The 26,716-nt window shown below is 65.2% G+C and carries 26 protein-coding genes; 13 read left to right on the top strand and 13 right to left on the bottom strand.

Annotated elements, in window-relative coordinates:
• The first annotated feature begins 14 nt into the window (after window positions 1-14).
• From MET2598_RS0101665 to MET2598_RS0101650, 4 genes are read left to right on the top strand one after another with little or no spacing between them, the layout of a single operon-like run.
• A complete protein-coding gene (locus MET2598_RS0101665; protein WP_084673746.1) occupies window positions 15-1,055 on the top strand; it encodes an HAD family hydrolase in 1,041 nt (346 codons plus the stop codon).
• Complete coding sequence (locus MET2598_RS0101660) at window positions 1,052-2,029, top strand: formylglycine-generating enzyme family protein (protein WP_018259661.1); 978 nt, start codon at window positions 1,052-1,054, stop codon at window positions 2,027-2,029. The genes MET2598_RS0101665 and MET2598_RS0101660 overlap by 4 nt, the downstream gene beginning before the upstream one ends.
• Entirely contained in the window at window positions 2,026-2,442 is a 417-nt protein-coding gene (locus MET2598_RS0101655) for a hypothetical protein (RefSeq protein WP_018259660.1), read from the top strand. Before MET2598_RS0101660 ends, MET2598_RS0101655 begins: the two co-directional genes overlap by 4 nt.
• Window positions 2,439-3,293 (top strand): DUF4344 domain-containing metallopeptidase, encoded by an 855-nt coding sequence (locus tag MET2598_RS0101650; RefSeq protein ID WP_018259659.1) that lies wholly within the window; start codon window positions 2,439-2,441, stop codon window positions 3,291-3,293. Before MET2598_RS0101655 ends, MET2598_RS0101650 begins: the two co-directional genes overlap by 4 nt.
• Window positions 3,294-3,310: 17 nt before the next feature.
• Here the strand turns inward: MET2598_RS0101650 and MET2598_RS0101645 are convergent, their stop codons facing one another.
• The gene (locus MET2598_RS0101645; RefSeq protein ID WP_018259658.1) at window positions 3,311-3,772 is read right to left on the bottom strand and encodes a DUF2721 domain-containing protein; all 462 of its coding nucleotides are present in this window, start codon (window positions 3,770-3,772) and stop codon (window positions 3,311-3,313) included.
• A 217-nt stretch (window positions 3,773-3,989) separates the two neighbouring features.
• On the opposite strand from MET2598_RS0101645, the gene MET2598_RS0101640 reads away from it, so the two are divergent.
• Genes MET2598_RS0101640 through MET2598_RS0101610 form a run of 7 tightly spaced genes read left to right on the top strand, consistent with a single transcriptional unit; the run spans window position 3,990 to window position 10,351 of the window.
• Window positions 3,990-4,967 (top strand): AAA family ATPase, encoded by a 978-nt coding sequence (locus tag MET2598_RS0101640; protein ID WP_018259657.1) that lies wholly within the window; start codon window positions 3,990-3,992, stop codon window positions 4,965-4,967.
• 13 nt (window positions 4,968-4,980) lie between these two features.
• Window positions 4,981-5,985, top strand: coding sequence for a DUF58 domain-containing protein (locus MET2598_RS0101635; RefSeq protein ID WP_018259656.1), 1,005 nt, complete (start codon window positions 4,981-4,983; stop codon window positions 5,983-5,985).
• Window positions 5,982-6,476 (top strand): DUF4381 domain-containing protein, encoded by a 495-nt coding sequence (locus MET2598_RS0101630; RefSeq protein ID WP_018259655.1) that lies wholly within the window; start codon window positions 5,982-5,984, stop codon window positions 6,474-6,476. Before MET2598_RS0101635 ends, MET2598_RS0101630 begins: the two co-directional genes overlap by 4 nt.
• 2 nt (window positions 6,477-6,478) lie before the next feature.
• Window positions 6,479-7,507 (top strand): VWA domain-containing protein, encoded by a 1,029-nt coding sequence (locus tag MET2598_RS0101625; protein WP_018259654.1) that lies wholly within the window; start codon window positions 6,479-6,481, stop codon window positions 7,505-7,507.
• Window positions 7,507-8,421 (top strand): VWA domain-containing protein, encoded by a 915-nt coding sequence (locus MET2598_RS0101620; RefSeq protein ID WP_018259653.1) that lies wholly within the window; start codon window positions 7,507-7,509, stop codon window positions 8,419-8,421. The genes MET2598_RS0101625 and MET2598_RS0101620 overlap by 1 nt, the downstream gene beginning before the upstream one ends.
• Window positions 8,418-9,080, top strand: coding sequence for a tetratricopeptide repeat protein (locus tag MET2598_RS35840; protein WP_018259652.1), 663 nt, complete (start codon window positions 8,418-8,420; stop codon window positions 9,078-9,080). The genes MET2598_RS0101620 and MET2598_RS35840 overlap by 4 nt, the downstream gene beginning before the upstream one ends.
• Before the next feature lie 8 nt (window positions 9,081-9,088).
• Window positions 9,089-10,351 (top strand): BatD family protein, encoded by a 1,263-nt coding sequence (locus MET2598_RS0101610; protein ID WP_020493634.1) that lies wholly within the window; start codon window positions 9,089-9,091, stop codon window positions 10,349-10,351.
• A gap of 24 nt (window positions 10,352-10,375) precedes the next feature.
• On the opposite strand, the gene MET2598_RS35835 is transcribed toward MET2598_RS0101610, so the two are convergent.
• The 8 genes from MET2598_RS35835 to MET2598_RS40635 form a co-directional block, all read right to left on the bottom strand.
• Window positions 10,376-11,863 (bottom strand): DUF1254 domain-containing protein, encoded by a 1,488-nt coding sequence (locus MET2598_RS35835; RefSeq protein ID WP_018259650.1) that lies wholly within the window; start codon window positions 11,861-11,863, stop codon window positions 10,376-10,378.
• Entirely contained in the window at window positions 11,860-13,197 is a 1,338-nt protein-coding gene (locus MET2598_RS0101600) for a DUF1214 domain-containing protein (protein ID WP_018259649.1), read from the bottom strand. Before MET2598_RS0101600 ends, MET2598_RS35835 begins: the two co-directional genes overlap by 4 nt.
• A 12-nt stretch (window positions 13,198-13,209) precedes the next feature.
• Window positions 13,210-14,145, bottom strand: a complete 936-nt coding sequence (locus MET2598_RS0101595) for an HlyD family secretion protein (RefSeq protein WP_018259648.1) — start codon at window positions 14,143-14,145, stop codon at window positions 13,210-13,212.
• Entirely contained in the window at window positions 14,142-14,381 is a 240-nt protein-coding gene (locus tag MET2598_RS0101590; RefSeq protein WP_018259647.1) for a DUF3302 domain-containing protein, read from the bottom strand. Before MET2598_RS0101590 ends, MET2598_RS0101595 begins: the two co-directional genes overlap by 4 nt.
• Before the next feature lie 115 nt (window positions 14,382-14,496).
• A complete protein-coding gene (locus MET2598_RS0101585) occupies window positions 14,497-15,321 on the bottom strand; it encodes a hypothetical protein (protein ID WP_063824135.1) in 825 nt (274 codons plus the stop codon).
• 102 nt (window positions 15,322-15,423) lie between these two features.
• Entirely contained in the window at window positions 15,424-15,669 is a 246-nt protein-coding gene (locus tag MET2598_RS35830) for a hypothetical protein (protein WP_018259645.1), read from the bottom strand.
• Between the two features lie 382 nt (window positions 15,670-16,051).
• On the bottom strand, window positions 16,052-16,948 hold the full coding sequence (locus MET2598_RS0101575; protein ID WP_236728884.1) for an ADP-ribosylglycohydrolase family protein: 897 nt from the start codon (window positions 16,946-16,948) through the stop codon (window positions 16,052-16,054).
• 453 nt (window positions 16,949-17,401) lie between these two features.
• Complete coding sequence (locus MET2598_RS40635) at window positions 17,402-18,058, bottom strand: hypothetical protein (protein ID WP_157182069.1); 657 nt, start codon at window positions 18,056-18,058, stop codon at window positions 17,402-17,404.
• A gap of 223 nt (window positions 18,059-18,281) precedes the next feature.
• On the opposite strand from MET2598_RS40635, the gene MET2598_RS0101565 reads away from it, so the two are divergent.
• A complete protein-coding gene (locus tag MET2598_RS0101565; RefSeq protein WP_018259641.1) occupies window positions 18,282-19,472 on the top strand; it encodes a hypothetical protein in 1,191 nt (396 codons plus the stop codon).
• A 1,420-nt stretch (window positions 19,473-20,892) separates the two neighbouring features.
• Here the strand turns inward: MET2598_RS0101565 and MET2598_RS0101560 are convergent.
• From MET2598_RS0101560 to MET2598_RS38495, 3 genes are all read right to left on the bottom strand, one after another.
• Window positions 20,893-21,816, bottom strand: coding sequence for a hypothetical protein (locus tag MET2598_RS0101560; RefSeq protein WP_157182068.1), 924 nt, complete (start codon window positions 21,814-21,816; stop codon window positions 20,893-20,895).
• Between the two features lie 702 nt (window positions 21,817-22,518).
• A complete protein-coding gene (locus MET2598_RS38500) occupies window positions 22,519-24,003 on the bottom strand; it encodes a DUF4214 domain-containing protein (protein ID WP_084673745.1) in 1,485 nt (494 codons plus the stop codon).
• Window positions 24,000-25,658 carry a glycosyltransferase gene (locus MET2598_RS38495; RefSeq protein ID WP_157182067.1) on the bottom strand — a complete coding sequence of 553 codons (1,659 nt, stop codon included), beginning with the start codon at window positions 25,656-25,658 and terminating at the stop codon, window positions 24,000-24,002. The genes MET2598_RS38500 and MET2598_RS38495 overlap by 4 nt, the downstream gene beginning before the upstream one ends.
• A gap of 113 nt (window positions 25,659-25,771) precedes the next feature.
• Between MET2598_RS38495 and MET2598_RS40630 the strand changes: the two genes are divergently transcribed.
• Window positions 25,772-26,140 (top strand): hypothetical protein, encoded by a 369-nt coding sequence (locus MET2598_RS40630; RefSeq protein WP_157182066.1) that lies wholly within the window; start codon window positions 25,772-25,774, stop codon window positions 26,138-26,140.
• 2 nt (window positions 26,141-26,142) lie between these two features.
• On the opposite strand, the gene MET2598_RS40625 is transcribed toward MET2598_RS40630, so the two are convergent.
• The gene (locus MET2598_RS40625) at window positions 26,143-26,361 is read right to left on the bottom strand and encodes a hypothetical protein (RefSeq protein ID WP_157182065.1); all 219 of its coding nucleotides are present in this window, start codon (window positions 26,359-26,361) and stop codon (window positions 26,143-26,145) included.
• Between the last annotated feature and the right edge of the window lie 355 nt (window positions 26,362-26,716).

Raw genomic sequence — 26,716 nt, 5'->3', positions numbered from 1 at the left:
TCAGGAGGCAGGCGATGTCTACCAGGGGAGGTACCTTCAGCCGCCGCGGACTGCTTGCGGCCGCGGCGGCCGTCCCTATCCTTGCGGGGCCGCCATGGGTGAGCGCGGCCCGCTCCCAGGATGACCCGCTGCCTTCCTGGAACGACGGCGCCCCGAAGCGGGCGATCCTTGATTTCGTCGGGCGCGTCAGCCATGGGAGCGGCCGGGACTTCGTCGTGCCGGCCGAACGCGTCGCGGTGTTCGACAACGACGGCACCCTCTGGGCGGAGCAGCCGATCTACTTCCAGATCGCGTTCGCCCTGGATCGGGTGAAGGCGCTCGCGCCGGAGCATCCGGAGTGGAAGGATACGCAGCCCTTCAAGGGCATCATCGAGGGCGACCCCAAAGCCGTGGCGGCCTCCGGGGAGCGAGGCCTGCTCCAGGTCATGGCCGCGACCCACGCCGGCATGACCACCGAAGCCTTCAACGGCATCGTCGCGGACTGGCTGAAGACCGCGCGCCACCCCCGCTTCGGCAGGCCCTACGACAGCCTCGTGTACCAGCCGATGCTGGAGCTGCTCGCCTACCTGCGCGCCAGCGGCTTCAAGACCTTCATCGTCTCCGGCGGAGGCGTCGAGTTCATGCGCGTCTTCGCGGAGCGGACGTACGGCGTCCCGCCCGAGCAGGTCGTGGGCTCGTCTGGTGCCACGAAGTTCGAGATGAGGCCCGACGGGATGCCGGTGCTCGTGAAGGAGCCCAAGGTCGAGTTCATCGATGACGGTCCCGGCAAGCCGTCCGGCATCAACCGCTTCATCGGGCGCCGGCCCATCCTCGCCTTCGGCAACTCGGACGGTGACCACCAGATGCTGCAGTGGACCGCCGCCGGAGCCGGGCCCCGCTTCCTGGGCCTTGTGCATCATACCGACGCCGAGCGCGAATTCGCCTACGACCGCCAGTCCCACGTTGGACGCCTCGACAAGGCCCTCGACGAAGCCGAGCGGCGCGGGTGGACGGTCGTCGACATGCAGCGGGATTGGAACGCGGTCTTCCCGCCCGCGCCAAGGAGCGCCCGATGACGGATACGGCCCTTCTCGACCGGCCCGCCGCTTCGGATGCGGTCCGGGATATGGTCTTCCTGCCCGGCGGCACGTTCCGCATGGGTTCAGACCGGCACTACCCGGAGGAGGCGCCGGTCCACCGGGTCCGTGTCGATGGCTTCTGGATCGACCCGACGCCGGTCACGAACGCGCAGTTCCGGGCGTTCGTGCGCGCCACCGGCTACGTGACCATGGCCGAACGGAAACCGGACGCCGCCGACTACCCCGGCGCTCTGCCGCACATGCTTCAGGCGGGCTCCCTGGTGTTCAAGCCGCCGAAGGGGCCGGTCGACCTGCGGGACTGGAGCGCATGGTGGCGCTTCAAGTTTGGTGTGCACTGGCGCCGCCCCTACGGGTCCGGTTCGTCAATTGCCGGGCTGGACGACCACCCGGTGGTGCACGTGGTCTACGCCGACGCCGAAGCCTACGCGGCCTGGGCGGGCAAGGAACTGCCGACCGAGGCCGAGTGGGAATACGCCGCGCGCGGTGGCCTGGACGGGGCGGAGTTCGCCTGGGGCGACGAACTCGCGCCCGGCGGCCGCCACATGGCCAACACCTGGCAGGGCGCCTTCCCGCACCAGAACCTGGCCGAGGACGGTTACGAGCGCACCTCGCCGGTCACGGCCTTCCCGCCGAACGGCTACGGCCTCTACGACATGACCGGCAACGTCTGGGAGTGGACGACCGACTTCTACGTCCCGAAGCATCCCGCCGACGCGGCGAAGGCCTGCTGCATCCCGCAGAATCCCAGAGGCGGCCGAGCGGACGAGAGCTTCGACCCGAACCAGCCCGAGATCCGCATCCCGCGAAGGGTGGTCAAGGGCGGCTCGCATCTCTGCGCGCCGAACTACTGCCGCCGCTACCGCCCTGCCGCCCGTCATCCTCACCCGGTCGACACCTCGACCAGTCACATCGGGTTCCGCTGCATCCGACGGACGGGAGGGCCCCGATGAGCGGCCGGGCCCGGTGGGCGGAAGGTCGGCGGCAGCTACTCCTGTCGCTGATGATGATCGTGCCCATCAGCGCGGCGGTTCCGCCTCATGCGCACGCACCGCCGTCCAACGTCAATGGCTGGGACAACGCCTACTCCCAGATCCTGACGGAGAGCCTGCGCCGGGCCGAGCGGGGGAAGTGGGTCTACACCTCCGATGGTCACGCCATCAGTCGCATCACAGATGTCCACACCGCGCCGTACGGCATGCACGTGGTCGCGGTCGTCCGCGTGCGCCGTCTCCTGGGCGGCGGGATCGCGCTCCCGGTCTATCGCCTGAGCCGGCGGAAAGGCCGAATTGTCTCTGCGGAGGACCTTTCGGCCATCCGCGCGATGGCGCACGTGGACGTGGCAGTGAGGGACGGACGCGCATGAGCCGCCGGTCGGGTCGCGCGCTTGCCCTTGCTTTCCTGTGCGTCATCCTGTTCATCGAAGCTGCGGAAGCACGCGGAGCTACCTCCACGGGTTCGGACCGCATCCGTGTCGTCTACGAGGCCCCGAAGAAGGCGGCCTACCGCGAGATCTACGATTCCATGCGTCGGCAGCGTGTGCTGGAGCGTGTCGGCGCCATCGTCGGACTGGCCCGCCTACCGACCCGGCTGACGTACCGCCTCAAGGAGTGCGCCGGGGAGCTGAATGCCTGGTACGCGCCCGAGAACCGGAGCGTGACGCTCTGCTACGAGTTGGTCGCCAGCATCCACAAGATCGCGCCGAAGACCAAGTCGCCCGCCGGGGTCTCCCACCACGACGCGCTCGTGGGTCCCGTGGCCCAGATCCTCATGCACGAGAGCGGGCACGCCCTCTTCGACCTGCTCCGCGTGCCTATCCTCGGGCGCGAGGAGGACGCTGCCGATCAGGTCGCGTCCTTTGCCCTGCTCCAGCTGGGCGGCAAGGAGGCGCGCACGGTGGTGAACGGGAGCGCCTACTTCTTCGCGACGACGGGCAAGTACGAGCCGGTCGACAAGGGCGGCTTCGCGGACGTCCACGGCTTCTCCTGGCAGCGCTTCTACAATCTCGGCTGCCTGGCCTATGGATCGGACGAGAAGCGGTTCGGCTACATCGTGGCCAAGGGCTACCTGCCCAAGGAGCGGGCCGAGAGCTGCGGCGAGGAGTACGACCAGGTCGCCTTCGCCTTCGACAAGCTGATCGTCCCGCACCTGCGCGTCCGACCGGGCCGCGGGGAGCGGCTGCGCCGTGCGTTCGAGCGCGCCGCGAGGGGGCGGTAGGCACCGCGGCACCGAGTTCAACGGGGTTCGGCTCGCCCGTCGCAGAGTGCTCGCTCGATGCGCGTGATGTCCGCGACCGACAGGCGGATCTCCAGGAGGAGGAAGACCAGGGCGCTCGTGAACAGCGCCAGGGCGGCGATGAATAGAACCGCGATGGCCGGGCTGTTGTGGAATCCGAACAGGGCGTCGACGAAGGTCAGGATGACCATCCAGCCCGTGACGATGCCGCTGTGCACACAAAGGGTAATGGCCCACCGCGTGTGCCATGCCCGCCTGAGGGCATCTCGAAGCGTGGCATCCACCCATCGCCCGTCGGCTCGCTCGCGGTCCGCCACCAAGGTGCGGATGAGGTCCGCGATGCGGGTGAGGCGCAGGACCAGGAGCGACAGCAGCCCGGCGACGGCCCCCAGCAGGAATGCGGGCGCGGTCGCGAGACCGATGACGCGCGTGATCTCGTCGACCGGAACGTCCTTGAGCATCGTCCTCGCGCCGGGCTGAGCCCGAGACTGAGTTCGCAGCCCGTCCCCGCTTGGCAAGGCTGTAACGGTAACAGGACTGAATTGGGCACTGGCTCGGCCACACTCCCGCTGGGTTCGCAAGGCTGTAACGGTAACAGGGCTGACTTAGGCGCCCGCTCGTCCAGACTCCCGCCGGGAGCGCACCGGCATGTTGCAGGACATCCAAGACCGAGCAGACGTGGGAACGGGCTCCGCGGCACGCGCCGCCGTCCTCGACCTGCAGGCGCGCATCAACCGGGACATCATCGGCCAGGAGCGCGTGGTCGAACGCATCGTCATCGCGCTGCTCGCCGACGGCCACGTCCTCCTTGAAGGGCTGCCTGGCCTCGCCAAGACCCGGGCGATCAAGAGCCTCTCGAAGAACCTGGAATCCGACTTCAGCCGCATCCAGTTCACGCCCGACCTCCTGCCGTCGGACGTCACCGGCGGCGAGATCCTGCGCAACGACGGGCGGTTCGAGTTCCGCAAGGGCCCGGTGTTCGGGAACTTGGTGCTGGCCGACGAGATCAACCGCGCACCCGCCAAGGTGCAGTCCGCCCTCTTGGAGGCGATGGAGGAGCGTCACGTGACGGTGGCGGGCAAGCGCTACGACCTGCCACCCCTCTTCATGGTGCTCGCGACCCAGAACCCCATCGAGCAGGAGGGGACCTATCCGCTGCCGGAGGCGCAGATGGATCGGTTCCTGATGCATGTTCGGATCGACTATCCCTCGGATGCCGACGAGGTGCGGGTCCTCCGGCTCGTACGGTCCGAGCAGGCCCCGGCGGGAGCGGCCGCACCCAAGCCGCCGAAGATCCCGCAGCAGGTCATCCTCGACGCCCGGGCCGAGATCGACCGCGTCGTCACCAAGGATGCCGTGGAGGCCTACATGGTCGGCCTCGTCGCCGCCACGCGCCGTCCCGCCGAGTTCGGCGACAAGCTGAAGGCCTGGGTCGCCATCGGGGCGAGCCCGCGCGGCTCCCTCGCCCTCGACCGCTGTGCGCGCGTGACCGCGTGGCTGCGCGGGCGCGACTACGCCACGCCGGAGGACGTCCAGGCGGTGGCGCACGACTGCCTGAGGCATCGGGTCTCCCTCAGCTACGAGGCCAGCGCGGACGGGGTGACGGCCGACGGGGTCCTCGACGAGGTGATCAAGCAGGTCGCGGTGGCGGCCTGACACGGGGCACGCGATGGCGCAGTTGAAAGAGCGGCGCGGCGACGGGAGGGGCGGGAAGCCGTCCGCCGGAGCGCTCGCCTACGTCAGCCTCGACGAGCTTCTGCGACTCAGGCATCGGGCGAAGGGCTTCAGCTTCCTGCCGCGGCAGCCGGTGCACAGCCTGCTCTCCGGCCGGCACGCCTCCCGCCTGCGGGGACGGGGCCTGAACTTCGAGGAGTTGCGCCACTACTTCGAGGGCGACGACACTCGCACCATCGACTGGCTGGCGACCGCCCGCCTCGGAGCGCCCCACATCCGCGTCTATTCGGAGGAGCGCGACCGGCCGGTCCTGCTCCTCGTCGACCAGCGCACCACGATGTTCTTCGGGAGCCGGCGGGCGATGAAGTCGGTCGTGGCGGCCGAGATCGCGGCTCTGGCGGCTTGGCGAGTCACGTCGCTGGGCGACCGCGTCGGTGCGGTCGTGTTCGGCGACGCTGACATGACCGAGGTGAGACCGCAGGGGCGGGATACGGGGGCCGTCAGGGTCATCGCCGAGGTCTCGCGGCGGAACGGGCTTCTCGGCGCTGGCGCCGCGTCTCCCGGAGCTGACGGGCAACTCAACGAGGCCCTGCGCCGGGCCGAGCGCCTGGCGACGCACGACTGGCTCGTTTGCCTCGTCACCGACGCCGCGGGCGAGGACGCGGAGACCGCGCGCCTCGTCACCCGCCTCACGGCCCACAACGACGTCCTTGCAGTCCATGTCCATGACCCGCTCGAACTGGAGCTTCCGGACGTTGGCCCCGCGGTGTTCAGCTCGGGCGAGGCACAGGTCGAGGTCGATTCCTCCTCGAAGAACTTGCGCAGCCGCTACTCGGACGAGCGCACCGAGTGGCGGGAGCGCCTGGGCGCGCTCTCGCTCCGACGAGCCATCCCCGTGCTCCCGGTCTCGACCGCCGAGGATGTCGCGACCCAGTTGCAGAGGCTGATCGGGAGAAGGGCCGAGCGACGTCTCTCCGGCGCCAAGGGGACTTCCCCATGAATGCGGATCCCGGCAGCCTGGAGAACCTACGGGACCTGGCGGTGCCGGCCCCGGTGGCGTTCTGGCCCCCTGGGCCAGGTGCCTGGATCGTGTTGACGGGGCTCGCGGCCATGCTGGCGCTTCTCCTGCGAGACCTGCGGAGACGACACCGGGCCAATGCCTATCGACGCGCGGCCCTCGCGGAACTCGACGCCACCGCGGCCTCGCCCCGGCCGGATGCCCGCTCCATCGAACGGGTCTCGGAGGTGATGAAGCGGGCGGCGCTGGTGGCCTTCCCTCGCGAGCAGGTCGCGCGTTTGAGTGGTGCGAACTGGGCCGATTTCCTCGCCGGAAGCGGAGGGGGCAAACTCGATGCCCCCGCGATGCGCAGGCTGCTGAGCCAGGCCTACGGCGCTCATGGTCCCGAGCCTGCCGAGGTGCGCAGGTTGATCGAGCAAGCCCGGATCTGGGTCGCCCAGCACCGCTCGACCGGCAAGGCAGGGGCGGGCTGACCGTGCTCACGTTCTCCTATCCCTGGCTGGTCCTCATCGCTCCCCTGCCGCTCCTGGCGTGGTGGCTCCTGCCGGCGCACGTGACATCCCACGCGGGACTGCGCGTCCCCTTCTTCGACCGCCTGGTCGCACTTACGGGCCGGAACCCTCACCCGGGCGGGCTGGTGGCCCCGAGAAGCCTACCGCGCCTCGCGACGCTGGTTGCCTGCTGGCTTCTCGCGCTCGCAGCCCTGATGCGCCCGCAATGGATCGAGCCGCCCCTCCACCGGGACCAGCCGACGCGCGACCTCCTCCTGTTGGTGGACCTCTCCGGGTCGATGGACACGAAGGACTTCGCCGATGCGTCGGGCAGGACGGTCGACCGGCTGACGGCCGTGAAGGCCGTGCTCGACGACTTCCTGTCACGCCGCAAGGGCGACCGCGCCGGGGTCGTGGTCTTCGGCGACGCGCCCTTCGCGCTCGTGCCGTTCACCACGGACCTCGACCTCTGCCGCGAGATGCTGCGTGACACCGTCGTCGGGATGGCGGGTCCTCGCACGGCGCTGGGCGATGCCATCGGGCTCGGGATCACCCTGTTCGACCGGAGCACGGTGAAGGCCAAGACCATCATCGCCCTCACCGACGGCAACGACACGGCCAGCCAGGTTCCGTCGACCGAGGCCGCGGGTGTCGCCAAGGACAAAGGCATCGTCATCCATACGGTCGCCATCGGGGATCCGTCGACAGTCGGCGAGGACAAGCTCGATGAGACGACCCTGAAGGATGTCGCCTCCGCGACGGGCGGCGGCTTCTTCCGCGCCCTCGACCGCGACGAACTCGCCCGCATCTACGACCGGCTGGACGGGATCGAAACCCGCCGGATCGACACGGTCACGTTCCGGCCGAGGAAGGACGTCTACTGGGTCCCGCTCGCGGTAGCCCTGCTCGTCTCGCTCCTCGCGCAGGCCGCTCACCTGCTCCTTCGGGGCCGCTCCCCATCGCGTGCGCCCCTGCCCGGACCCGCGCTGGCCTCGAAGGTGGGGACCTCGTGATGAGCGCATTCGCGGCCTTCCATTTCGAGCGCCCGGCCTGGCTCCTGTTGCTGCTGCCGGCAGCGGCGCTCTGGTACCTGGAGCGGCGGGGATCGGACGAGACCCAGCGCTGGCGGCGCGTGATCGACCCGGAACTGCTCCGGCACCTGCTCGTCGGGCGAAAGAGCCGGTCGTGGTTCTCGCCGAACGCGCTGCTCCTCGCTGTCTGGGTCCTCGCCGCGTTCGCCGTTGCGGGGCCCGCGTGGGAGCGCGAGCCGTCACCCTTCGCTGATGCCAAGCCCCCGGTGATGGTCGTCCTCCGGGTCGCGCCCACGATGATGACCCCGGACCTGGCGCCGACCCGCCTCGACCGGGCGCGCCAGAAGCTGGCCGACCTGCTCAAGCTGCGCGAGGGCGCTTCCACCGGCCTAATCGCTTACTCGGGATCCAGCCATCTCGTCCTGCCGCCGACGCCGGATGCCACCGTCGTCCTGAACCTCGCGCAGGCCCTCTCGCCCGAGATCATGCCACGCGAGGGAGACGACATCGCGGGCGCCGCTGCCCTGGCCGACCGCGTCCTCGCAGGAGGGGGCCACGGCGGCTCGATCCTCTTGGTGGCCGACACCACGGCCGGCGCAGCCGGCGGCCTCGGCCCATCCCGCCTCGGTCACCCCGCGACTGTTTTCGCGCTTCTGCCTCCGGACCAAGATCGCGGACGCCTAGCCGACGTCGCGCGGTCCCTCGACGCGGACCTCGTTGCGACCACGGTGGATCAGGCCGATGTCGAGGCGGTAGCCCGACGGCTCGACCGCACCGGTCGCGCGGCCGAGGTCGCGGGCGAAGGGCAGCACTGGAAGGAGGCGGGTTACTGGCTGACGCCGCTCCTCGCCCTCCTCACGCTGCTCTGGTTCCGCAGCGGTTGGGTGACGGCATGATCCGCCTCGCCAAGCCCCCGCACCCGTACGTCCTCCTGTCACTCACCGTCGTCCTGGCGCTTGGCGCGACCGCCTACCACGTCGGCTTGCGAAACCTCCTGCTCACGCCGGACCAGCGCGGGCGCTTCCTGATGGAGCGAGGCCGTCCGGGCGAGGCGGCTTCCGCGTTCCGCGATCCGATCTGGCGCGGCGTGGCCCTGTTCCGGGCGGGCGACTTCAAGGCTGCGGCGCAAGCGTTCGGCGGCGTCGACACGGCGGAGGGAGCCTATGACCAGGGCAACGCCCTGGTGATGCTCGGCAAGTACGACGCCGCCGTGAGGCGCTACGACCGGGCCCTGGCGCTCCGCCCGGGTTGGGAGGCCGCGGCGGCCAACCGCGAGATCGCGCGCCTCCGGGCCGAACGCATGCGTCAGGAGGGCGGCGAAACCGGTGACACCGAGTCGAGCCCCGACGAGGTTGTCTACGACAAGGGCAAGAAGGGCAGCGCGGACACCACGGTCCAGGGCGACGGGAAGCCCATGTCGGACGAGGCGGTCCGGGCCCTCTGGTTGAAGCGGGTGCAGACGCGGCCGGCGGACTTCCTGCGGGTGAAGTTCGCCTACCAACTCCAAACGGCGTCCGGTGCCGATTCCGGGGCTCCGCAGGGGGGGCGACCATGAGGAGGCCGGTGGTTATCCTCGCGCTGGCGGTCGTGAGGGCGAGCCCCGCACCGGCGAAGGCCGCCGAGGTCGTGGTCCGGACCCAGGTCAATGAGACGGGAGGCATTGTCGTGGGCCAGCCGGTTCACCTCCGCGTGGACGTTCTCTTTCCCGGCAGCATGCCGCGCCCGCCGCGGGTCAAGGTCGGTGACGTCCCGGGCGCCCAAGTCCTGCGCTTCGAGACACAGGGCGTCACCACGAACGACCAGATCAATGGCCAGCCCTACGTTGGGCAACAGTTCGAGTTCGTCGTGTTCCCGCGCCGTGGAGGGGCCATCGACATCCCCGCCGCCGAGGTCACGCTGCTCGACGCGGCGGGTGACCGGACGGGAACGGCGAGTGGCGAGGCGCGGCGCATCGTCGTCACCGTGCCTCCGGGGCTCGACCCATCCGGACCCGTCATCGCCGCGGACGAGGTCGACGCCACCCAGGGCTGGGAGCCCGACCCTGCGCAGGCGCGGCTCAAGCCCGGCGGCGCCTTGGTCCGCACGATCCGCCGCAGCGTCGACGGTGTCCCCGCCATGGGCATGGCCGACCTCGCCTTCACCGCTCCCGAGGGGGTCCGGATCTACGTCGACCCTCCGCGCTCCGAGGACCGGGTGAACCGCGGCGCCCTCACCGGTTCTCGCCTCGACAGGGTGACCTACGTCTTCGAGGAGCCGGGCAGCTACGACCTGCCATCCGTCGTCCAGCCCTGGTGGGACCTGGACGAAGCGCGCGCACGCGCGGTGACGCTTGCCGGCGTCCGGGTGGCCGTAACTCAGGCGGCATCGGCGACGGAGCCCGTGCCTCGCCGTGGAAGGACATGGGTTTGGGCCGCCGGAGCGTTGCTCGGGATTGCTTTGCTGCTCGGTATCGCAGCGGCCCTCCGACGACGCCGGGTCCGGAGAGTCGACACCTCGGAAGCGACGGCACGGTCCGAGTTGCGCCGGGTTGCCCGGAGCGGCGACGCCCCGGCGACTTACCGGGCGCTCGCGACATGGCTTGCCCGGCTACCTTTCAGCGTGCGGCAGCGCGCAAGGCGGGATCCGCGCCTGGCGCCGCTCGCCGACGAACTGGAGCGCACCTTGTTCGGTGAGGGGGGCTCCTGGTCGGTCGACATGGGGCGGCAGCTCCGCCACGTCGTCCCGAAGGTCCGCAAGGATCTGGCGAAGGAGGCCACCGGAACGAAGCGAATGGACCTGCCGCCGTTGAACCCCGCCGCGCCTGCATCCAGCAGCCGGCCGGCGTGAAGGCCGTCCTCCGGTAGGACACCTCTAGCGTGCAGGTTGACCGGCTCGCTGAACCGCTGGCGGTGCCCATGAACCGTCGACTACGGCGGTCCTCGGCCAGTAGGCCCGGACGTAGAGCGAGAAGTCCCCGTCCTTGGGCGCCGGCAACCAGTTGTCGCGCTGGGCCTCCGGCGGGGGCTCCGCCTGCACGTACACCGTAAGCGAGCCGTCTGGACCATACTTCATGGTCTTGTTCTTGGTGCCGAGCGAGTAGCGCTGAATCTCGTTCGGCACGAAGAAGTGTGCCGCGTCGTAGAGTGTCAGCGACCAGAAGCCGTCGACCGGCGGGGTTCCTCCCTTCGGAAAGGTCACCGTGTAGCGTTTGGCGCCGTTGAGCCGCGCCCCTGACGCATCGAGATCTTGATAGTAATACTTTGTCTCCGTGGGTGCGTTGACGAAGATGTTCGATTTTGCGGCCGCCGTGCGAGTGAAGTAGTCGACGCCGAACGCGGCGTTGTTGGACGTCGTGCTCCAATGATCCTTGAGCTGAACGCCCCAGTTGCGAAACTGGAGGAGCGGGTCGATCATCTCCCTCTCGGCCTTCGAGGCCTCGTCGGCCATGGCCTGCTTGAGGGCCGGGTCGCGTCGAGCAGCGGCGAGGACGGCCATGACCTGCGCGTACCGGGCTTCCTCGCCCGGCAAGGGCGGCGCGTCTTTCAGCACCAGCGGCAGCTCGTCGAAGAACTTCTCCGGGAACACCCACTTCGTCTCTCCCGAGCCTCCTCCTTCCGCCGGCGAGCCCAACTTGGGCAGCCGCTGCCAGTCGTGCTGCTTCATCGTTCCGTCGAACTGCGAGAGCGGATAGGCATCGATCCCGTCGATGGCCGACTGGATGGCTTGGCGGTCCTCGGGCGTGTCGTCCATGAAGACGCGAGGCAGCACGAACGCCGTGCCCGTCTTGGCGCGGAACACCCGGGCAATCCCCTTCGGGACCTCTCCCGTCCAGTTCGGGCCGACCAGCAGGTAGAAGCCCGGCCGTGTGCCGTACATGGAGCCGAGTTGGGCGAAGCCGTCGGTGCGGGTATCCACCACTTGGTAAACCCAGAATCGATTCCCGAAATCGGGGACTTGAACCACGACTGGCGTCTCGTCGAGCGCCGCGATGGACGCTCCGTACACGACGTCCTGGTTCGGGCAGGCGACCCAGCGCTGCTCGGGCGCGATGTAATCGTGCAGCATCGCCATGGCATTCAGGGGCGCGTACGGCAGCACGCCGTTCAACAATCCCGCCTCACGGGCCTGCTTGTTGGCCTGCCGTCGATTGTAGATGTTCACCATCGGCCAAGCCCAAAAGTAGGCGTCGCGCGCGACCATGCGGGCATAGGCTTCCGTGATCTTGACCGTGCTGTCTGGCGCGGGCGGCATCGCTGCCGTCCAGTTGGGAGACGGCGCGAGCGTTTCGGCCTTCGAGGCCGGTGTGGCCGCAAGCAGCGCGAGCGCGACCGCTGCCGAGACATGGTGCCTTCGGGTCATGGGCGGGCTCCCTCGATCCTTGTGACTGACGGCGGCGTCCACTCGCATCGCTCCACCGCGTCCTTGGGCACGTAGGCGCGGAACGTCAGGGAGAACGGCCGGCCATCGGCCGAGGGAAGCCAATTCGTCTCCGGGATGCCGGCGACCGGCTTCGGCCCGACCGCGATTTTCAGGGAGCCGTCGGCTTCCTTAGTCAGCGTCGAGAGATTGTTGAAGTTGAAGCGGTTGAGGGGGTTGGGGACGACGCGGTAGTCGGGCACCCCGACCAGGATCACGGACCAGTAGGCGTCGACCACGGCTTCGGGTAATTGGTTCGCCGCGAAATGCAGGACATAGCCCTTGCTTCCGTCGAGCGGCTTCTCGTCGGCGTCCCGGGTTGCGACGAAGTAGACGACCTCGTCCGAGGTGTTCGCCCAGATCCCGGCGTAATTGGCCGCGGTGCGCCGCCGGAAGTCACCCCCATAGTTGCCGCTGCCCGTCGCGCAGAGCCAATGATTGCGGTACGGGGCGGACTTGGTCAGGGCATCTTCCCGGAATCGGCGGATCACGTTGCGCAGCTTCTCGTCGACCTGGGCGCGCGCGCCCGCGCCCGACGCCGCGTAGGCCGACACGGCGCGAACCTTCTGCTGCATCTCGGCGGCGCCGGGAGCCACGTCGAGCGCGCTCGCGAGCTTGGCGTCTGCGTCGTCGAAGATCTCGACCCCAACAAGGTCCTGGTTGCCGAACATCGGGAGCGGAGGCGGGGGAGCGGCCTCCGGCGTGCCCAAGGTCGTCACCTTGAAGGCGCGTTGCAGCGCCAACGCGCCGTCGGGGTCGCCCTTGATCTCGACCCGCGCGAGCATCTTCGCCTTGCCGGAATGAAGCTCGATCCGCCCGACACCGGGCGGGACGACCACGGTCGAGCCAGGCTTCACGAGGGCGAAGGTTCCGTAGGGCTTCGTTGGGAAGGTGCGCTCGTTGATGTTGACGATGACCTCGCCCCACTCGTCGAGGATCTGCGCCGTGTAGTAGCGTCCTTTCACCTGGGGAATTTCCAGCAGCGCCGCCGCCTTGTCGTCGGTCGCGAACCAAGCTTCGAGATAGGCCACGTCGAAGTTCGGGTTAACGAAATCGGCCGACCCAAGAGGATTGTACTTGATCCAGTTGTAGGAAAAGTCGGGACCGCTCCTGTCGATCATCTCCTGGCGGATGACCAGGGCACGGCCGAGCAGGTAGACGTAGGCGTCGTCGATGTCCTTGTCGGTGACAGGTGCCGTCTGGGCCGCGGCTAGGCTGGTGGCGGTGATCAGCGCCAGCACCGTGAGGCCCAACTTCCTCGTGAGGGTGGTTCCCATTCGCCGCCTCGTTCAGAACGGGTTGACGTAGTTCAGGATCGCCGACTGCCGGAGCAGGACCTTCCGGATGACGTGGGCCTGCTGCACGTGGGCCGTGTAGATCGCGGCAGTCCCGGTGCTTCCGGCCGGCAGGCGGCGGGCCACCTCGGCATCGTCGAGCGTGAGGCGGACCACGAAGGGTGCGGACTGGATGTCGGTCGGCGCCACCGCGGATCCCCCGAACTGCGCCTGCCCCGTCGCTATGGCCTGCAGAACGGCCTCGACCCGCCCGGAGTGGACGGTCCCCGGGAGCGTCTTGAAGGTGATCTCGACGGGCTGGCCGGGCTCGATGTAGCGCGCGTAGATTTGAGGGATCTCCGCGCCGATGAGGGTGTCACCTGTGTCGATGAAGGCCATCACCGGCGACTGCGCGGTGACGCGCGCGCCAATCCGTAGAGTTAGGTTGGTCACGTAGCCGTCGGCTGGAGCCCGCACGGTGGTCTTGTCGAGGTTCCACTTGGCGCCCTCAAGCTGGGCGCGCAACTGGTCGGCCTCGGCCTGTCGCTGCTCGACGTCGAACATGCGCCCGGTCCCCCGGCTCTGCAGTTGGGACATCTCGGCGAGCCGTGTCTCGGCGAGCTTGAGCTGAGCCGCGATGACCTCGACCTGCGCCCGGTACGGCGTCGCGTCGATCCGGAAGAGGACGTCGCCTTCCTTGAGCGCCGTATTCGCCTTGACCGGGACGTCCACGACCTCGCCGGCTACCGAAGGGACGATTTGGACCGAGTTGCGGATAACCGCTGCCGGCCCAGAGGGCGCTCCCCAGCCCATCGGAATGAACAGCCCGACAAGCAGCACGATGAGGACCAGTGCGGGCGAGAGCTTCCAGAACAGGTTGAACGGGATGAACCGAAGCCAGACGAACAGGACCAGGAGGGCGATGTAGCTGTTGAGCAGGAAGACGATCATTCACCCGCGTCCTGCTTGGCGGGAGCATCGACGTAGGCCCACACCAGGATCAGCGGCCAGAACACGAAGCCGAAGACCAGCGTGGCCCAGCTGCCGACAGTCACAGCCTGCGCCCAGGGGTGCCCGCGACTACGAGCGATGCGGCCGGGCATCACGCCGAGCGCGACGAACGTCGCGACGAGCGTCGCGGCGACGACCAACAGGACGATCCAGGCGAAGATGTCGATGAAGGGCATAGCCATCGTGCGTGATGGTCGCACGCGCGCGGATGCCCCTGAAGCCTGTAACCGTAACAGCGTTCAGACGCGAAGCCGTGTGGGCCAAGGAGCAGCCTCGCCCCGCACGCGGCGGTCAGGTGCAGGCGTCCGTCACGCTTTGTGCGACGGTGTCGGCGAGAGCATCGATGCGTGCTCCTGCCGGGACGACGTCTTCCACTCCGTCGACGGCATCGGATGCCTTTATCTCGCCGCTGTGCAGGCCGTTGAGCGACCACGAATAGCGGTAGCCTTCCGCAATCTCATGCACGGCGATGTCGAGGGCAAAAACTTCGTCGGGCCGGGAGAGCAGTTCCTTCATGGCTTGCGCGGCCGCCCTGCGCTCTGGGGGAGGTGTCACGAAGACGCGAAACCCTCGGCCGGCGAGGGCCTTGACGATGGCGTGGACGTACATGTCACCCCTCGCCATCGCGCACCTGTCACGCCGGTCGCTCCGGTGCGTGACCACCACGGCCACTTGGACCCGACCGGTCGGGGCATCTTCCGCGTTGGGAGTCAGAAACCGGCAGCCGGAAGTATCGGCCGAGGGTGCAGTTGGCGGCTGGGCCGCCTCGCAGACCGGTATGTACGACCCCGGCCGCAGGACGAGCCGAACTGGATTGTGGGCGCCCGGGCCCGCGTAATAAGCGGCGAGGGCCGACCTGATTCGGGTCGCCTCGATCCGGATGATGGGGTCCTTGCCTGGGTCGAAATCCGGACCGCGGCCGAAGACGTCCACCCCGATGGTGTAGGCTTTGACGCGCTCACCACGCCCGGCCAGCGCCTCTTCGACTACGAACGAGAGGAAGCGACGATTGCGCTCGGACAGCCGCAAGCCTGTAGCAGTTACAAGTTCGCGGAACACCCGTTCGAGCTCTGGTGAAGGCTCGTTCGAGTTAGCCGACGCATAATCAGCATCCATCGGATCCTCCGCAGGCTGCGTTAGAACCAAGGTGGATCTTGCCCACTAACCGTGGTCGGGCGACCCCTCATCAGCCGGGGAAGCTACGAACAGGTTCATGTCCTACCCTAAGTTGCGCAGGATGTCTTCCTCGACGGCGTTCGCGAGCTGTCGGTATTCGCACGCGCGCTCAGGCCCGATTGGCTGGGTCGATTTCGCCCAATAAGCAGCCGCCTCGCAGGCAGCCTCGTAGGCGTCGCACAACTCCCGGAAGGTGGCGTCTTCCGCGGCTTTGCCCCGGAGCGCCTCTCGGAGGTCGGGATAACGGAGCAAGAGCCTCGCGAGGCCACGTCTCTCGGAACGCTCCATGGAAGCCTCCGGGATTTTAGTTTGTCGGCTCCGTGCGGCCGCCCCCCATCATGCGCCCTGAATGCGCACGCAGGGTTTGTTACGGTTACATTCCCAAAATGGTTGCGCCGCGCTAGGCATTTCTAAGGGCGGGACAGCCAGCCGCTCCTTGCGTAGGAAGGCGGCTGGCTCTCGCGCGCAAGTTCGGCGCGGGCGGCGGGCGTCCACATCGTCGATTTGGGGTAGCGTCAGACACGCCTCCAACGCCCGCCAGGTCCGTCGCTCGCCCAACGGCCAAGCTCTCTAGTCCGTCTTGAAACGGGGTCTTATGGCCATCCAGTGCACGTCCGCTTCTCCCTCAAGTGCGGATCTCGAAAGCAGCAGGGCAAAGGTCTGAAAGGGGTCAGCTGCTGCCCCTTAGGGCGTCGATGAGAAGCCGATCCGCGGTCTCAGAAATCTCGCTTCGCCAGGCCAGGGGATGAAGCCAGCGCCCCGGGATAGCTGAGGCACCGTAGAGAGCGCCAGCGAACTGACCGGTGACAGCGCCGACGGTGTCGGCGTCCTCACCGAGGTTTACGGCCAAGATGAGCGCGTCCTCGAAGGTGGAGGTGGTGCCGACGGCCCAGAGTGCCGCCTCAAGGGTGTCAATGACGTAGCCGGACGAACGGATCTGATCGCGCGACTTCAGGCACCAGGAGCCAGCGGCGATCGCGGCGATGGCTGGATCGCCGGACCAGGTACGGGGGCGGAACACGTCGGGCTGGCCGAGGATGGCGTCTCGCAGGAGCTGGACGAAGTAGGCGCAGGCCTCGATCGCCTGCGGGGCCGCGTGCGTGATGCGGCTCTGGTCGCGGGCGAGTTGGTCGGCGGAAGCGGCGTCATGAAGGGAGAAGAGGGCGGCAGGCGCGAGGCGCATGAGGCTGCCGTTGCCGGCGGTGCGCGGGTGTGAGGAGCCTGCGTACGGCTCGCTGGTATGGATGAAGCGGGCGAGCGCCTCTTGAGTGGTGATCCCGATGTCGCGGCAGTCGCCAGTGCAGGAGTAGGCGCCTTCCTCCCACCAGCGCACGAAGCGGGTGGCGAGGTCGTGCGGATCGAGACCGTGGCAGCTGCCGAGGCTGTCGGCGAGGGCGAGCGCCATCGCTGTGTCGTCAGTCCACTGCCCCGGTTCGAGGTGGAAGGGACCGCCACCAAGCATCTCGGTGTGGAGGGGCTGGGTGTCGCGCTCGATGAACTCCAGCGTACTGCCGAGGGCGTCGCCGACGGCGAGGCCGAGGAGTGCACCGTGGGCGCGGTCTAGGATGGTGGGGGATAGGGTCAGGGGCCGAGTCCTTTCCAGCGGGCACAGCTAGAGCTTCATGGGAGCGGCCGCGAAGTTGCTCGCTAGCCGTCGCGCAGAAAATGGAGCAGAGCACTCAAGAAACGGAGCGGCCCGTGGCTAAGCTGCTGACACAGCTGACGAAGTTGGCTGGACCGCGTACTGCGTTTATCGGCGCATTAAGGGATCGAAGCAGCCGACCGTAGGGCCGAATGGTAGGATCGGAAAGGAGGAGCGGCAGCGGCTGGAAGTAGCGAGGAAGCGTAGGGGGAGACGTCCAGAGGGAAAGCTAAGGTAGGCAGACGTGCCGGGGTCTGCTGGGATGCCGTCATCTCACGGGGGTATGTGAGAATATGGAGCCGGAAGCAGCTCGCCGGCAGCGCCGCGCCCGCTCTTCTTGCGCTTGGGGGGTACCGTTTCGCAGCCGCAGTGTGCGGGTCAGAATCGATCTGTGTGGCGGCTCAGATCAGTGAGGATGACCCGCAGCTCAGGCCAGGGCGAGCAGTCGCGGAAGGCTTCGTCGGGTTCCTGCACGGCGAGGAGGACGAGGAGCTTGATGCAGATGCTGTCGTGGGTGTGAGCCGGCGCGGCGATGAGCGTCGCGGCGGCTTCACGAACGGCAGTATTGAGGGTGGCCTCCTGTTCCTGCGCACGAGTGAGGCCGCTGGCACGGGCACTGCGCGCCCAGGCTTGCTGCCGACGAAGCAGGACCTGCTGCAGGCGGTAGCGGCGCCGGCCCGGCGGGAGGTGCTGCGCGATGGTGTATGGATCTGCGGCGTAGCGGACGGGGGTGCCTGCTGGTGCCGGCAGTTGAACCCGAGGGTGATGGAGTTCGGCGAGAAGCCAGGCTTCGAGGCGATCGCAGCGCCAGAGTGCGGCCTCGTGCCGGATGACGGCCGCTTCGAACGCGCTGAACAGGTCGGGAATGGGATCCGCAAAGGTGTCAGTGTCGCCGCGGGGCACTGACCGGGTGGCGGTTGCGTTGGGGCCGACGGCGTGAGGGAGGCCGGCGAAAAGAGCGAGCAGGCGCCGCCGGGTCGGGGAGCGCGTGGCCGAGGTGCTGGCGGTGGCATGTTGATCGTCAGCGGTATTCATGAGGCGAGCCCCGTTCCGGTGGTGGACGGGGGTTCACGGCTGGCCCGGCGTTGTTGAGGGCCGGGAGTGGAGGCGCAAAGCCGCCGCAGCCGCTATGGGGCGGGCGACGGAAGGGCTGAAGATGTGCGAAACGCTCCGCGCGTCGAGCCGACGTGGCAAACAGCGAATATGCTGAACCCATGGGAGCTGCGTGCTTGTGTGGCCTCCGCCTGGAGTGAAGTCGATGGAGCCGAAGGGTAGCGACGTGGCCGGCATCTACATCCCGTCGCTGGAGGAGATCCAGGCGCGTAGAGAGGCGGCGCGCCCGTCTGAGCTGGCCTGGGCGGAGACGCGGAAGGCCGAGCTGGCGGCTGAGGCGCGCCGACGGAAGAGAGGCAACGCACAGAGGGAGACTGCCGAAGCTGACGCCGCGGACCCGGGGAGGGAGTTCCATGCCGGGATCGAAGGGCTGGGTGAGCAGCTACGGTTTCTGCGTGAGCATGGGCTCGAGCCGGAGGATATCGGACGACGGAACTGGGTCGGCGCTGAGTCGGCCGATCCGGAGGTGGTGCGGCATCAGGCGGTGTTCGGGCGGAATCAGCAGGAGTACGGCCGCGCGGTCGGCAGCTGGGGCCTGACCCAGGCGCTGTCCACGAAGCAGTTCAGGCAGGGCTACGAAGCGATTGCACTGGCGAACTGCTTCGGTAAAGTGCTGAATACCTTTTTGTCGATCACTTGGTCACGGGTAGGCATCACAGATCCTGCGGCCGTGGCGGAGGCACACCGACGTTATCTGGAGTTGCTGCGGAAGGCTTGCTTGTCCTGTCGGGATGAGGACGGAAAGCGCTGCGTTCCCTACGCCTTGGTTTGGGTGATCGAGAACGGGCGCCGGCACGGCCTGCACAGCCACATCCTGATGGTGATGCCGAAGGCCCGGAAGCCCTGGCTACGACGGCAGGTCGAATTCGCCGTGAAGACGATCTCGGGTCAGAGCGTGCAGCGGCGGCTTGGCACGCGGGCGGTGCGGATACTCCACCGGCATGACCGGGACGTGATCGCGCAATGGCGCCTGTTTCAGTACATGATGAAGGGCTTGGTGGTACCGAAGGAGCGGCGGCTGCTTGATCCGGAGCAGGCCAGGGTGCCGGTGCCGGTGCAGCAGGCGGCGCGAGTGAAGCTGCGCTCGCAGGGTCTGGTGGCGACGAAGCGGTTCGGGGTGAGCCGGAACTTGGATCGGATGAACGTAGCGGCGCTGCGGGAGCGGTACAGGATCCCGCCCTCGGCGCTGGCGTGCGGTGAGACCGATCCGCATGTGCTGTTCTCCACCGAGTACCTCGACGCGCATGACAAAAGCATGCAGCCGGAGCGCGAGGCGGCGGAACGGGCTGAACGTGAGCGCCGGAACATCGAACTGCTGACGACGCTCCATATCTGAACCGGACGCTTCAGTGTACCGTCGAGAAGCGGAGCCGGCCCAACAGAAAACGGAGCGGCTGGACAGAATATTCAGATTTTCCAGGTGGTTAGCGAAAGGGGCAGAGACCAGAGACTGGATAATCGAGGATTTGGCGACTCGAATGCGGCGGGCTCAGGATGCAGTTCCTGATCTCTCTCGATTGAGAGATCGGAGATTGCCTTGTCTCCTCCCGGAGGGGAGGCCTGAGGTGCTGTTGTGCCCGAGAGGGCACAGCTTCGCCGGTGACCGGCAGAAGCAGCGAGGCACGCGCACCCTCCCATGTGGGAGGCCGTCGGAGCCGGGGCCGGAGGTGAAACCTTGATCAGGCAGGCCGGGGTTGGGCTGTCGGCCTTTACTCACCGCTTCCCGCCATCTAGGCGGCCAACGCGGACGGATGCCTGCTCTCCGGACCCTTGGAGCAGGCGGTCGTCTTGGGGGCTTGGATGCTGACCGTTCCCCCATCCTGAGCGGCCCGGCAGACCGGGCCACCCTTGAGTGCCGATGCCCTTCGGCGCTTGATCCGGCGGTCCCCATCCCGCCTGACTAGCGGTGGAGGCTCGGAGCCCGTGAGGGGCCTGGCGTGTACGGCGATATGGCGAAATGACGTGCTTGCGAGGAGGTAGAGCCTGTGGTCTCGGGGCCGAGGTGGACGCGCTTCGACCTCGGCAGCGGCCTTGAGGTCTGTGCCACAGATGTGCTACACACCGAACCTGAGGGAGCTTGCTAACTTACTGATTTTGCTGGATCTTTGTACAGGAAGGCGCAGTCCGCCCCTGGGCACCACTCATCTCACGGTGATTGAGATTGCGTCGTCTCAGCACGTTTGCGAGATGTGCTGACAGGCGCGTGACCGCGGCCCGCTTCCTCTCTGTCCAGACTTTCACTGGACCGCTTATCGGCCAAGGGACGGGCCCGAATACCGCACCATTTGCGGCTGTCCTCGAAAGGTCCCGCGGCTTGGACGGCCTCTTGCTCCGCCGGCCGCCCCGTCCCGGCTTGTCGCCCCGGGGCTTGAGGCATCACGCGTGAGAACGGCCGGCGCCTCGTCGACGCGTTCGGCGCTGAGGCGAACCGGCTCGGCCAGGACACGCTGACCCTCGTCGGCGTCCCGCGCGGGCCGGTGCGACCGGCCGCGCGACGATGCCGTGCTCCTTCCCGGTCGCGCCCCGCCGAGCGGTCTCGCTCGCTGAACGAGCGCGCCGTGACCGCCGTCGATCCGTGAACGGATCCACCTTCCGTGGTGCGGCCCCGACCCGTCGCCCGGGAGATCGGCGCAAGCGGCGCCTCGTCATGGATCGGCACGAGCAAGACGCGACTCGGCTGCGGCGAGCGCGCGCGGGCCGCACCGGTTCAGTAGCTGGAACCGGGGCAAAAGGCCGACGGCACTCCCTCGGCGATCTCAATGCATCCGGCGAATGACAAGGCCTACGGACGTCGAGACGTAGCCCTCAAGCATCAACTTAAGGTGCGGAAACTGCGAGAATGGCGGGGTATCCACATAATTGTCGATGACGAGACTGTCGGGTGCAACTTTCAAGTCACTCATTTGGTGTCCCATAGCGCGCACATCATCGATCAGCTGCTCAAGATCTTGGCGACGATAGATGACGGTGTGGCCGCTCTCCACTGTGTTGGTGTTCGAACTGACGTTAAACTCGGTCGTGTGGATCGCCACGCCTCCGACTTTGAGAGTGTTGACGACGCTATTTTTGCTGAAATCCATGCCTGCTTTCAAAGTACCAAGATGCTCCAGGCAGCATGATGACCAACAGAAATCGTAGTCCTTGAAATCCGGATCGATGTTATTCATCTCACACTCGCGCCATTCCACCGAGCGCTCGAACTCGGCTCGGTCCATCGTTCCGGCCGGAAGGGTGGCGAGTGCCTCAGCGAATTGATCGCTGTTCGACCAGCCCGTGCTCTGCGCGATATCCGTGGGCGCGTCCGTCGCGGTGATGATGCATCCCTTCTGCGCGAACACGGCGGGCAGCGGTTCCTGGCCAACACCGAAAACCAGCCCCCGCTTCCCCGGCCCGACCACGCCGGCGGTCTCGGCTTGGTGGATCAAGAACACCCATTCCCAGTACTTACGGTGAAAATCAAGAGGGACGTTAATCAGCCTGCTGATTCTCTGGAATTCCGGATGAAAGAAAGCACGCGCCGAACAGGTCGAGAATTGCATGAATGGTGCGGATGGATCCACGCGACAGATCTCCGTCGATGGAATTGTCATATTTTGCTTCCAAGGCTTATGCAGGGCGAGCCAAGCCTCAAATTTGGGAAGCAGTCGCTGAAAGAGTGTATCGATATTCTGATCGTCCATAGTTCCTTGCATATCTGTAGTGCACGCCTCGCGAGAAGCCCGATGTGCTGTTGGTTCGCGGCCGACGGCGAGCGCTCAGCATTTCACGAATCTTGGTCGGTCAATAAATCTCTTACCAGATCGAACAAGCGGAGCGGAACGTTAATTGGTGCGATGGGTTCCGTCCTGTCACGAATCACTGCCCTCTGCATCGCTGACGCATTGGAAGATCGATATCATTTGAGCCTCGGTTCGACCGACTCATTCGCAATCGGAAATGACGGAATGAGCATCCGATCCCGTGACCCGCGCGACAACCGTCGTCGGATGACGCGCGCCTCGCCCCTCCGGCCGTCCGTGTCTCGCCGCCACCCCCGCCGGCAGGCGCGAGAATGGGCCATTCCGGCGGGAGCAGGTCGATCGGAGTCCCTCTGGAGCGACATGGACGGCCAGCCTCCCGCCGCGGCGCACAGGACCGTCCAAAGGGAACCGCGTTCGCCGGTCGCGGTGGAACCGCGTGCCTGGGGCGTCCGCACAGGGAGCTCGACATCGCTCTTCCGCCGCACGTCCGGGGCATGTTCCGCCAAAGCGGCTGCCGCCACGACGCAGAACATGCGGCGTCATGGAGAATACAGGGCACGATCCGACCGCGACCTGATCGGATCCCGCTCTGTTTCCTTCCGTTCACGATGGCGACGCCGCTCGCAAAGATCCATCCATCGATCACTGCCTGTACCGATCATGGAATTCGTCCGAAGTTATGAATTTCTCAATCAGTTCCTGCCTGGTGAGAAGGCCTTCCGTCAAAGTACCCGTCCAACGTTGTAATCCATCATCGTCGGGGTCTCTGCCCAACATAGTTCTGTAAACGGCCGTCACGAATTCATAAGAGTCATCTTGATTTTTGACGGACCGCATTATACGATCAACATGAAACAACTGCAATGTTGACGGGATTAGTCTTCTCTGAATGTTGATATTACGATCTTCCGACCAATTATCACGATCTTTATAATTTTTCCTTCTAAGAATATACCTGCTGATTGTGTATCTGTACCCAGTTCCAAAGAAGACGCACTCGAACAATGTCCTACTTTCCTTTAAGAAGAACGTCTTAGAGACATAGGATATCTCACCGCGCGCCGGAATAGCAATGTCCACGATGACTTCAGCACCAGCATTTGTCGACAGTACCAGCCGCCCGCAAGTGCCAGACCGATTCTCTGTCCTTATTGCAGCCTCAAATAGATATACTCCGGCCAAAATATTGATGTACGGGCCATGCACAATCGCGCCATGTACGGCATCACAGACGATTTCACCATCGCGTACATATGCGTCTTTTATAACAATCATTGTAGACGGCGACTCGAATACGGTCTGCCAGTCCGATCTGGTTTCGTACAGTAGGATGGCCCGATTGATATATTCGCTTGTTTGCCTGACATCATTACGGCGGCACCAATTGTTTGCTCTGCTCAGCGTCTCGGTAAAAAAACCAATACTTTTCCTAGTATTATCAATAAACTGTTCGATACCGGACGCGATATCGTCCGGCGTATACCCCGGTAGTTTATAAACCAGATCAGAAACGTCGTCGAAAATTCGACTCGGTGTCACGGCGATCGGCACTCCCGCACTCAAGCAGGTGCGGACGGCAGCGCTTGATGACTCACCAGTCCTTTGATAAGGGAGGACGATAAGCTGAGCTTGTCGTAGCTTGGCAACACTCTCATGTTCGTCCAGGTAATCAGTGGACATTTCCACAAGGTCGGATATACCGAGTTGTTCTATTTCCCGAGAAACGGACCGAATTTCATTCTCTGACAAGCCGGTGCGGTCTTGGTAGTGCGCATTGATCATGAGTAGTCTGACGCGAACATCGCGGGCGGACAGGATCTTGAGGGCTCGCGCCAGTTCGCCGAGGCCCTTCCCCGGAAGAAAGAAACCGTAGGTCGCCAGGGTGAAGGGCGTGGCGTCCCGCCGGGTGGGCGTGTCGATGTCGAGGTTCAGCACGCCCTGGGGGACGCAGACGACATCTCGGGTCAGACCGATCTCGGCGAGCCGCCGAACGTCGTTGCCCGTGTGAACAAAAATCGACGTTGCGCCAGCCAATTGGTTTACGATGAAGGGCAGCCGCTGCTCCTCGAAAGGGCTTTGATCGACAGTTGAATGCATAAAGATGTAAACCGGAACGTTGTTGATCACCTGTTTTCTATGAGAGCGCCAATCGCGCGGAGGTCAAAAAAACCGAAATTGAATTGTATGACGACGGCCTCCGGTTCATAAATATCAAGTTCCGCCCGCAAATCACGCAAATCATCATCCTTGCCGGAATTCCAACACCTCACGATAGCGACATTGTCGAGCTTGTTTTCGCTGACTAAACACTCGCTCTCCGCAAGGCGAGGAGCAAATACTCTGATTGTATCTTTGAAATTCGCAATGATCCGCTCGGAATACGATGCGATTCCGCATTTGGTTTGATAGCTCGAAATCCAAGCCAGCTTGGCTTTCGCTGGCCTCGGCTCGGCAGAGATGCCCAGCGCGCTCAACCTTGCGCAATCATCGAGCACTCGCCTTTCGGAGGCGAGGAGCGGGACGCCATTGATGATGGCGGGCGCCCGGGCGAGGGCGACCGTCCGGGACCTTCCGGAACCCCTCCGCTCGACCGTCTCCCTGATCGTATCCAGCGCGATCCGGGCGGATTTCGCCCAGCTGAAGTTCGCCCGATGCGTCCGAGCATGGCTTTTCAATTTTTCGATAAAACTCTCATCCGTCAACGCGCGATTCAACGATGTCAGAATGTCGAGCTCGGAATCCGGGTTGAACAGCGCGTCGTTCAACCCGATCACCTCGGCGATGCTGGTCGTGTTCGAACCGATGACGGGAGCGCCGCACGCCATCGCCTCGACGGGCGGCAGGCCAAGGCCTTCCCAACGACTCGGAAATACGAAAAGCTTGCAGCAATTGTACAATGCGACGAGTTCTTCGTCGTCGACCCGTCCCGTGAACACCACGCTGTTGCGACCGAGCCCGCAAGACTCTGCAATGTTCCACAGATTTTCATAAATTTCCGGCCACCCGTTTCCAACAAATACGAGAATATATTTGTCTCTTAAACTCTTTTCCAAGGCGGCGAAAGCTCGAATAAGCCCGGCATGGTTCTTGCGTTGGTCAAAACTAGCAGTGTAAAGAATATACTCCTTATTAATACAATTGCGTTGGAATACACTCTGGTTCTTGAAATATGCGGCCTCGACCCCGCGGAACTTCTTATCGACTCCTCCCGATATGTTCACCACCGGGCCTACGAAATCCGGAAAAGTGGCGGAGAATTCATTGGCACTGAAATTCGATATTGCCAGCGCACAGTCTGCATTTGGCAGCTGATTGAATTTATCATAGTAATGCGAACGCGCTCGGAGATCCCTGAGGTATACCTCTCTCTGATAATGGGGGATCAGGTCGTAGACAGTCACAGCCGTCACGCAACTGCCCGTCCCCTTCATGGGAATAGAAACCACCACCTGATCGTGAAGGCCCTCAAATAAGCTGGTGATATGAACCGCGTCGACTTTCATATTTTCGATAAAGGCGAGGCGTGCTGCCTCGGCGGCTCGCGTGATCGCATGATTATTGGCAATGTACGGAATACCAACCGGTGAAAAAAATGTCTTTATACTGCTTGCTGGGAGAAGTGACTGGAATTCTGCCTTTACGGATTCCGTGATTTCCGGGTACAAATTGTTGAGCAACACGGAAAACTCGAAATCGCCCGCTGTTGCAATCATCGCCTTCGCTAAATCGATCGAGTACCGACCAATTCCGCCATGACGGCTGCCGGACTGAGCACTCTGCATATCGAGTAATATTCTCATTACTTATCAAGCCTCGTTCTGTACTACGTGCTCAGCGCTAGCATCAACTGAGCGCAAAGCCCCCAAGAGGATGCCGGTCAGATCATATCTGGAGCATGTTGTATCCACAGCCGACCTTGCCAATCCATGCGGTCACCGTGGAAGCGATTACCGTGGCGACACTTCGCGCCGGGACACGATCGACGGAGGCGGCGCGGATTGCCGCAGATGCCAGCAAATTTGGCTTTTGGCAACAGCTAGGAAAGATTACCCATCGAACCGTGTGGTCTCGGCATCGATGCTTTGAAGAGCGCAGTCAAAAAGTTTTTTGCTTCATGCAAGTACCAGTTTTTAACGAATTGATAGAAATGATCTTTATTTATATATCAGTTGTTGCGGAAATCTCTTCTGGTGTCTTAGCCATGTGCATTTGTCATTTGGAGGCTTACATGTGTAAGATAGCAGCATATCATTATTTTCTATAGGTTTACGGTAGCGCCCCGGGAGCGTGACGTCCGAATCGGGCGTCGATGGTCTGGAGGATGATGCCGAAGATGTGAACCTTCGAGAGGTGAGCCGTGTCGCCGGTCATGGGCATGTCGGCCTCGTCCTCGGCTGCCCACATGGAGCGTGAATCGTTCGCGGCTTTCTGTTGCACCACCGCCGGGCACAGCGCGCTCACACCGGCATTCTTCGTGACCGCCACGCGGCCGGTATGGTCGAGAAGGACCGAGCGGATCGAGGGCTCGTCCGAGCCTGGCTTGCAGAGCGCGCGTCGGACCCGTCGGCTGGTGGCGGCTTGGAACTCCGAAAGCCGCCATTCCCGCGCGCGGCGCTTGGCCGAGACGGTCGAGGTGGCCGGATCGGTGACGATGGCGAGCGCGGATCCCAGGCGAAGCTGCTGGCGCCGGCGCGCCGGGTCGTCGCGGAGCCTCCACGGCCGGCAGCCCCCCGCGAGGGATCCCGCCCGCTGCAGTGCTGTCGCGCGGAACCCGCGAACGATCTGCTCTCGTGAGTGTGGCGGCGTCGCACGGCGTCGTGATCACCCGAACCGCGCGTGG

Source organism: Methylobacterium sp. WSM2598, from assembly GCF_000379105.1.
GTDB lineage: Bacteria > Pseudomonadota > Alphaproteobacteria > Rhizobiales > Beijerinckiaceae > Methylobacterium.
The sequence above is the reverse complement of the archived record's forward strand: the minus strand, read 5'-3'. Positions and strand labels throughout refer to the sequence as shown.